The sequence below is a fragment of the Streptomyces sp. GC420 genome (assembly GCF_009916105.1).
Lineage (GTDB): Bacteria > Actinomycetota > Actinomycetes > Streptomycetales > Streptomycetaceae > Streptomyces.
In genome coordinates, this window is record NZ_JAAAXQ010000047.1 from 21959 (window position 1) to 30298 (window position 8340).

The 8340-nt window shown below is 69.6% G+C and carries 5 protein-coding genes and 2 pseudogenes; all 7 read right to left on the reverse strand.

The features are described from left to right. Positions 1-116 precede the first annotated feature (116 nt). A pseudogene (locus GUY61_RS08985) lies at positions 117-3729 on the reverse strand (LamG-like jellyroll fold domain-containing protein). Positions 3730-4464: 735 nt separating this feature from the next. Continuing rightward, positions 4465-5325 carry a GNAT family N-acetyltransferase gene (locus tag GUY61_RS08990; protein WP_166629547.1) on the reverse strand — a complete coding sequence of 287 codons (861 nt, stop codon included), beginning with the start codon at positions 5323-5325 and terminating at the stop codon, positions 4465-4467. 94 nt (positions 5326-5419) lie between these two features. Further along, positions 5420-5617, reverse strand: coding sequence for a hypothetical protein (locus tag GUY61_RS08995; protein WP_166629534.1), 198 nt, complete (start codon positions 5615-5617; stop codon positions 5420-5422). Positions 5618-5619: 2 nt separating this feature from the next. After that, positions 5620-6057: pseudogene (locus tag GUY61_RS09000) on the reverse strand (radical SAM protein); the annotation flags it as partial. Positions 6058-6870: 813 nt separating this feature from the next. After that, complete coding sequence (locus tag GUY61_RS09010; RefSeq protein WP_166629549.1) at positions 6871-7176, reverse strand: NAD-glutamate dehydrogenase; 306 nt, start codon at positions 7174-7176, stop codon at positions 6871-6873. A gap of 19 nt (positions 7177-7195) precedes the next feature. After that, positions 7196-7963 (reverse strand): hypothetical protein, encoded by a 768-nt coding sequence (locus tag GUY61_RS09015; protein ID WP_166629550.1) that lies wholly within the window; start codon positions 7961-7963, stop codon positions 7196-7198. A 159-nt stretch (positions 7964-8122) separates the two neighbouring features. Continuing rightward, a partial coding sequence (locus tag GUY61_RS09020) for a hypothetical protein (protein WP_166629551.1) occupies positions 8123-8340 on the reverse strand: 218 nt, incomplete at its 5' end.

The window sequence follows — 8340 nt, forward strand, 5'->3', positions numbered from 1 at the left end:
GTCCGTTGTCCACCCCGGTAGTCCACGTCGGTAAATAGCTGTTCACCCGTCGAGTGACGGCCTGCCGGACGGTGTGGCGCCGCCCGGGCGGCGTCACACCGTCTGCCTGCCGGGGGTCAGTCGCCCACTGCGGCCTCGACTTGCTCAGGGCCGGCCATCGCTCCTGCCCACAGGCGTACTTCGGAGATGCGGGCGGGCAGGTAGTGCTTCCATGAGCCGTTTGTGAAGCCCATGCCGACGGCGAAGTCACCTGTGCCGGCCTTGGCGGTGTACGCGGTGTCGTCGCCGTTCTGCCCGTAGCCGAGGTAGAGACTGATCTTTCCCCCGACCGCGTCGTGGACGCCGGTCAGCCGGACAGGGCTGTCCAGAGCGGCGACTTCGTCGGACTGCACGGAGGAGAAGGTGCCATCGGTGTTGAGCCTGCCGAAGTGCCAAAATCCGCTCCTCGAGTGTCTCCTCGTCGAGGACGGTTGTCTTTTCCGTGAGTTCGAACCACAGACCCCATGCCGAGCCGTCGGCAGTGCGCTGGCCGATCACCTGGCCGGTGTACCCGACGTCCTTCGCCAACAGCTCCTGCCCGTTCAGTTCCACCAAGGTGGTAACCGTGAAGGCGCCGGTGTCGTCCACCAGCGGACCGCCTGCCGTGGCCGAGTCGTCGACGCCGTCCAGGACGATCGCGCCGTCCTCCAGCGAGGCCCCGCCGGCCAGTGTCAGGCTCTTGCCGTAGCCGGACGTCGTGTCAGCGATGGTGGTGCCGCTGCCCCTGTCCGCCGACCACTCGGCGACCGATTCCACCGCCGCGAACGTCTCCGACGTGAGCAGGCGGGCCTCGTCGGCGATGCTCTCGTCCGTCAGCTCGTACTGCCAGACGGTGACCTCGTCGATGCTCCCGGGGAAGTAGTCGACGTAGGCGCCGTGCCACAGCGCCCGCCCGATCTGCATCGGGCCGCTCGCCGCCCAGGCGGCGCTGACGGTGTCGAACCCTTGCAGCCTGCCGTTGACGTAGAGACGGATCTCATTGGCCGGCGCGTCGTAGACCATCGCCAGGTGGGTCCAGGCGCCCACGGTCGCAGGCTGCTCGGCGACCACGATCTGATCGGTGAGGTTTCCACCCGCCGCGTCGGCCGGAGAGGTGCGCACGCTCCAAGTCTGCTTGTTGGCCTGGTACGAAAGATAGAACGCGCTGTAGTACGAGCCGTCCTGACCCAGGACCGTGGCGTTGCCACTCGGGGCGCTCTCCAGGCGCGCCCAGGCAGAGACCGTGTACGACGAGCGGGTCTCAACCACCTGCCCGCTGGTGGCGGAGTAGCCGGTGCTCCCGTTGAGCACCATGCCCTTGTCGGTCACCGTGTTCTCCAGCGGCTGCCCTTGCGCATCATGCGTGATCAGGCCGCGCCGGCCCCGGTCGTCGCGGGCCGCGCCTCCCGCCAGTGCCGCGTCGTACGTGCCGCCGCCTGCGGCGGAGTCCAGAGCGCTGCCGGAAGCCTCGTCGAAGTGCCAGCGCCCGACCGGCCCGGCACCCGGAGCAACGAGGAAGTCCACCACGTTCTGCGCGCCCCAGCGGCCCACAGTGTCCTTGGCGCGCACATAAAGGCTGTGCGTGCCGGACCGGCTGGGGGTGATGCCCTTGCTCACCGTCGCCCCGTCGATTTCGCTCGACCAGGCCGCGCTGGTGGAGAGCTTGTACTGGTAGGCGACGTTCGCATCCCCGGCCGCCCCGGAGAAGGTGAACGTTGCCTTCTGTCCCGGGCCGCCGGCCGCGATGCAGCTGTTGGCCGTGCACTCGCTGTACGGGCTGTCGATGGTGATCGTCGGCGCCTTGGGCTTTGTCGGGTCGACCTGGAAGTAGCACCAGCCCGTGGTCGAGGCGTTCGACGGGCCCGACAGGTAGCTCCCGCCGCTGTTGTAGTAGGAGCGGACCCACGCCCGGTACCGGTAGAGCTTGCCCTCGGACAGTGTCGACCAGGAGATGGTCGTCTTCACACCGTCGCCCACGTATCCGGTGGAGGGGCGGAGGTCCCCGTTGCCGGCAGTGGTGTCCGACCAGGTGCCGTCACTGTTCTTGTGGTCGATGTCGAAGTAGGTCCGCAGCTGTGCGTCCTTCTCGCCCCCGGCGGCGGTCTGTGTGGTCGCCGTCAGTGAGGGAGTCGGGTCCGAGACGATCGCCGGGTCGGAGGCGTCCTTCTCGCACACCGTTCCGGACCCCGTCACCAGGCCGATTCCGGTGGGCTTCGCCGGCAGGCCGACGAAGTCGACGGACAGCACCGCGTCGTTCTTGAACCGCTTCCACGCGCTGGTGTCGGACTCGTCGTGCGCACGGATCTCCAGCGTGAGCCGGGAGAACTTGCCCGCCGCGAAGTCCCGCACCGTCGGTGTGAGGTTCTCGTTCGTCTCGTCCGGGTTGTCGTTGAACTCGATCGGCGCGTCCGGCGAGTCCGGATCACACAGCGAGCCGCGGCCGGCCGACACGTACCGGTCGACCATCCAGTCCAGTTCCTTGGGACGCGACGACCATGTGGTGGAGGAGGAGATGTTGTTCGTCCGCACCAGGTCGACCCAGCGCGGATCGCACTGGAACGCCCACGGCTCGGTCACCGTGAACGTGGCATCCAGGACCTTCTTGCCCTTCAGGCTGGCCGGCGAGAACTCGAAGTACAGGCGCTGCACATAGCCCGGTCCGCAGTAGTAGTTGTTCCAGGTGCCGCACTTGCCCGCGCCCTTGCCCAGGCCGTCGTCGCCGTTGCCCCAGCCGTACGACTCGTAGCCGTCGGAGCGCAGCAGTGTCCGCTCCGACTCGTTCCATGTCACGGTCGGGTCGATGTAGAGCGGATACGCCGATTCCTCGGTTTCGGCCAGCATGCCTGCGTCGGGCATCACGGTCAGAGCCGTGTCGGAGACCCTCACATCCATCGTGACGACGTTGCTGCTTGGGCCGGGCTCGGCACTGGACGAGGCTGCGGAGCCCGCCGCAGCGGTCCCGGAGGTCGGCTCCGCGTTCGCGGCAACCGCCGCCTCCTGGGTGGACACCACCGGCGTCCCGGTCTGCCCGTTCCCGGCAGAGTCCCACATCTGGGCCGGCGGTGCGCGGAAGACCCGATTGCCGGCATCGTCCACGGCGGTGAAGCTCCCGGCCGCCCCCTCGACGATGTCCAGGTCCACGGCGTCCAAGGAGTAGGCGATCTCCTTCAGTTCCTCGCGCGCGGCCGCCTCAGGGGTCCGCACGATCAGAATGTGCCGGAACCCTTCGGACGATGCCGTGACCTGGAGATCGACGTCTTCGAAGACTCCGGTATACAACGCGCTCGCGCCGTCCAGCTCGGGCTCGGGCAAGGCCGACGGCCAGCCCAGGGACAGCGAGCGGCCCCGCTCGGAGATCTTCACCAGCGGCTTGTCCTTGCCGCCCCCGGAGAACTCCATCTCCACCGCGGCGGCCTTCGGCGCCACAGTCCCGTCCGAACGAACTTCCAGGGTGGGATCGGGAGCCTGCCAGCCTCCCTCAGGAGTACGGGCACGCACCGGGACGGCCGACTCCTCCAGCGTGAAGGTGAACCCGTCGGGGTTGGCGTAGACGGTCGAGCGTTCCGACCGCTCCCCGGTGACCTCCACCCGCTCACCCGACGCCTGGGCCGCAGCGAGCGCCTTCTGTCCCTCCGACAGTTCCGGCGCCCCGTCCTCCGCAACCGCAGCCGCGGCTGGAAGCGCCCCTAACCCAGACAGACCGGCCAGCATGGCCGCCGACACCGCCAGCGAGACCAGACGCCGGGCCCGTCTACCTAACAGGTCGCCATCACCGTGTCGGCACCTCACGCGCACATTCCCCACCCCGCACCGCCATAGACATGTCACATTTCGCGAAGCGATCTTGCCCAGGCCGACGATCACTCGAACGCGTTCGAGTTGAGTGTGAGATGGGTTACTTCAACAGCTGATTCATTGACATTGCGTGGACGTTGCCAGCCGTGGAAGAGCACACACCCGCCGACCGAGCGGCACGCCCTGCTTGGCATAGCCGTGAGCCGGCTTGTTCATGTCGTCCAGGCCATGCAGGCGATTCTTTTTGCGCGCCGGGCAGCAGCGGACTATCCGAGGCCAGCCGGGGCAGGAACCGTCCGGCCACGGCGGGCAGTTTCTTCACCTGTCCATGGGTGAGGACAACGTGCCATCCAGCGGTCTCCCCGTCAGCAGCCCCGAGGGATGCCTGGACTGCGCCTGCGGTCTCTACCTCGACCACCCGGCCGCCTGCCCCTCCACGAACTTCTGCGCGGAATCATCGCGGCTGACAGGACAATCGCGGCAGGAACCTCAAGCAGCCCGCCGCGGTACGCCAGCGCTGGCCGACTGACCCGGCCCTGGGGCGGCGATCGGCCCCCGTCATCCGCCATGGGGAGACGGACGGCCGGGGCCTGCCGTGGGAGGCGAGCGCCGCGGGCGGACTCGCTGCGCTTCCGGCCGACATTGCGGCACTCAGGCGCCCGTCTGCTGCACGAACCCCAGAGAGGCCAGTCCTTCGGCCGCGCACAGGCGATCGGACGCCCCGCCCACCGCGGTCTGTAGAAGCTGGTAGTCGGCACTGTGCTGGTGCCCCCAGTGCATCGCCGCGCGCCACAGGGCCCGCCCGTACCCGAAGCCCCTGTACTGCGGCAGGACGCCGAAGTACTGCGGCAGCAGACGCACGGCACCTCCCGCGTCGCTCAGCGTCTCCATCGGGCCGATGGCCCCCGCCACGCGCCCGCCGTGGAGCACGGTCAGCACCGGGCCGACGGCCCCGGCCCGCATCCGCTCGTGTAGGAACGCGAAGCCGTCGCCCGCCATCGCCTCGGCGAACACGGCGAAACTGGCCTCCTCGGGGAGCTGCTTGCAGCCCAGTACCGGCACGCCCGGAGCCTGCCCGGGCCCGCCGGCGAACTCCTTGAGCTGGACCCGGGTCGCACCGACGGCGCGTGCCTCGGGCTCCTGCGGGGCCAGGAACGACACGACCCGGGCCGCGCCCGCGCCGTGCTGCTCGGCGAGCCTCCGGGCGACGTCCGCAGCCTCGGCCGGGTCGCCGCCGTAGGCGTGGACCTTGACCGTCACCGCGCCCCGCTCGACGAGCGTCGGGACGAGGGTCCGCTCCTGGTCGTGCTCGATGTCCTCGACGAGGACCCGCTCCGTCTTGCGGTCGGCCCAGCGGCGGTCTTTGTCGTACGGCAGGAACCGGCCGGTGCCGGCCGTCTCGACGACGGCCTCGAACAGGTCGGGGATCGGGTCCTCGCGGCGGACCGGGCCGAGGGTGGGCACGTACGGGACAGGCATCACGGGCTCCAACCAGCCCCAGCGGAAGCGCATGGCCTCACGGTACTCACGGGGACCACGCGGCGCAGGCTCCGGCGGGATGTCGCCGGAGCCTGCGCGTTCACGACCGGATCAGGGGCGGATCCGGTCAGTGCGGGTTGTCGTCACCGGCGGCGCACGAGCACTTCGCGCTGTCCATCACGGTGTCCATGTCGGCGATCCCGGTGATCCGGGTCACCGGCGGCGCGGCCGCCAGGACCGGCCGCGTGAAGTACGGCTCACCGGCCCCGGGGCCGTCACTCGGGAACGGTCGGCGCGGCGAGATCTCGACTGCTACAGCGGTCATCGTCACCCTGCTTTCTTATCTCCGTGCTGGCAGTAAGCGGCCAGCGGCGCCTTCGCCTCCTGGTAGTGCTTGGCCAGGGGCCTGCACACGCGGCAGGAACCGGCCAGGGTGCATCCCGAGCACCCTCCGGTGCGAAGCATGAGGCGGTCCGCGATCGCGCCCAGCCGGGCCAGGCCCTCGATGCCCTCATGGGGCAGGCTGATCTGATAGTCGCGGCCGATCTTGCAGATGGACACCAGGCCGTGTGGGTCCATGTGGAAGAACGTGTGTCCGGCGTTGCAGCCCGTAAACTGCTTCCGGACGCGGAGGTGTTCGGCGGATTGCGCGGTGAGGACTTCGCCGCCGCCGTAGATCGTCGGCGTGATGTTGGTGAAGACCTCGTACTCGACGCCCCACGACTCGCACAGGGCGACCATGGCCTGTTCCTCGTGGCCGTTGTCCGACCTTCGACGTCTGAGTGTGCACGTCGAAGACGGTCGCCGTGCCGTTGTTCTCGAACCTGTACGTCTCGTCGCCGTACATGAACTGGCCCGCGCGGCCGGTCGGCGGGATCACGAAGTCGACGTCGAGCTCGGTCTCGATGATCGCTTGCGCCGGGCGGCACGTGTCCGGGTTCGTGACGTCCAGGGACCGCGTCTCGACGGTCGCCCCTCCGACCGTCGTGTCGGGCGGAACGGGCAGGTCGGGGTACGCCAGGGTCACGACCGACTGAAAGTGGTCGATCTTGCCCGGGGGTTCGCTCCGCAGCGTGCCCGCCGCATCGCAGTAGACGAGCCCGGCCTCGCTGTCCAGGTCGCAGGGCCACGGCCACGGCGAGACGGCGACCGCCAGCGGCGCGCCGCCGGTGCCGTCGCCGGTCAGGCCGCACGCGGCCGTCACCGCCGTGTCCGGTACCGGGACGAGGAGACTGTCATCCCCGCCCAAGACCAGCGCGTTACCCGCATCCGTGGAGATCCGCGCCGACACGACACCAGTCGCCGGATCGTACGAGGCGCCAGGCCCCGCCGAGATACAGGGCCGCACGTCGTCGCAGTCCACGGAGGCCGCCCCGGCGCTGATGACGTACGGAAGGCCGGAACTTCCGTTGCCCTCGACGGTGACGTTCGCGCCGGCGACGACGCTGCAGGAGCATCGCCGGACGCCGCATCCGCACTGAGCCATGATTCTCCCTGCTGTCACAGAGGTCACGGCCCGGCCCAGAACCAGCGGCTACCCCGGAAGTGTATCCACCGCGGCCCTGCCCAACCCGGCCATCAGGCCCCGCCGTACCCGGACAAGCGGCGCGCGCTGTCCTCCGCCACGCCGGCCGCGCGCAGCGCGTCGTAGTCGGCCCGGTGGTGGGCCTCGTCCGCGGCCTCCAGCTCGGCAACCCGCGCCGCCGTTCCCTCGCGGAGCTCCCGCACCCGCTCCCCGTACTCCGCCCTGGACACGAAAGCGCCGGGGCGGCTCAGCATCGGCTCGGTCCCGGCGAGTACCTGCATGTGCGCCGGGGTGCCGTCCTCGTAGATGACGAAGACGTCGACCAGCTCACCGACCGGGCTGACTCCAGCGATGGTCATGCCGTGCATGCCGCTCCCTTTACAGGCTGATGAGGATCGCGCGGATGAACGCCTGGATCCGGTTGTACGTCGCGCCGCCTGACCCGCGGTCCATCGTGACGGGCAGCTGAATCACCGCTCCGGCCCCCGGGGCGAGGGCAGACACGGCCTGATACAGCTTCGTCGTCTGCGTATGCACGTCGGTCATCGTCGACGAGCCCGTGTTCCGCATGTAGTACATCTGATCGGTGTCGTGGCCGTACGAGGCGCCGGCACCCGCGGGGAGGATGAAGTCGACGTCGACCTCGCGCTCCACCAAGACCATGGCGGGGCGGCACTGGTCCGGGTTCGTGACGTTCAGCGTGAACGTGTCCACCACGGTGAGATCGGCCGGAACGGCAAGGTCCGCATAGGTCCGGCTCTCGCTGAGCTGGACGTAGTTCACCTGTCCGCGGGGCTCCCCGCGCAGCACCCCGTCCGCTCCGCAGACGATGACGCCACCGGCGGCGTCGGGGTCGCACGGGTACGGCCAGGTGCCCGTGGCCACCGCCAGCGGGGCGCCCCCGGAGCCGTCGCCGGTCAGGCCGCAGCCCGCGGTCACGGTGGCCGAGCCGGTCGGCACGAACAGGCCGCCGTCCGGGGCGATGGTGAGGTTGTTCCCGGCCTGGCCGGACAGGTCCGCCGAGATCACTCCGGTCGCCGGATCATAGGTGGCGCCCGCCCCGGCCGACAGGCACGGCCGTACCTGGTCGCACGTCACCTCAGTACTGATCACGTACGGGTTCGCGGCCGAGCCGGACCCGCTCACCGAAACGTTCGTACCGGCCTGCACAGAGCAGTTGCACAGGCCACCGCCGCAGCCGCATCGCGCCACAGGTCCCACCGTCCTCGCGGGGTTGTGCTCGGCCCGGCCCACAACCAGCAGCGCACCGCCGAGTCTATCGGCGGTGCCCCTGCCCGCTCAGGCTCAGCCGTACAGGTAGATGATCACGACGCCGTCACTGCCCGCGGTGCCGTTGACGCTGTCGCCGTCCCGCGCGAAAGCACCGGCCGCGCCTCCCCCGGGCGTCCTCGTCTCACCGGCGGCCTCCTGGTGTGTGGTGCCGACTTCCGCAACAAAGTTGACCAGCCGGAGACGGCGCGCGTGGCCCTTTTCGTGAAGGTCTTCATCGGGAGGACCGACTC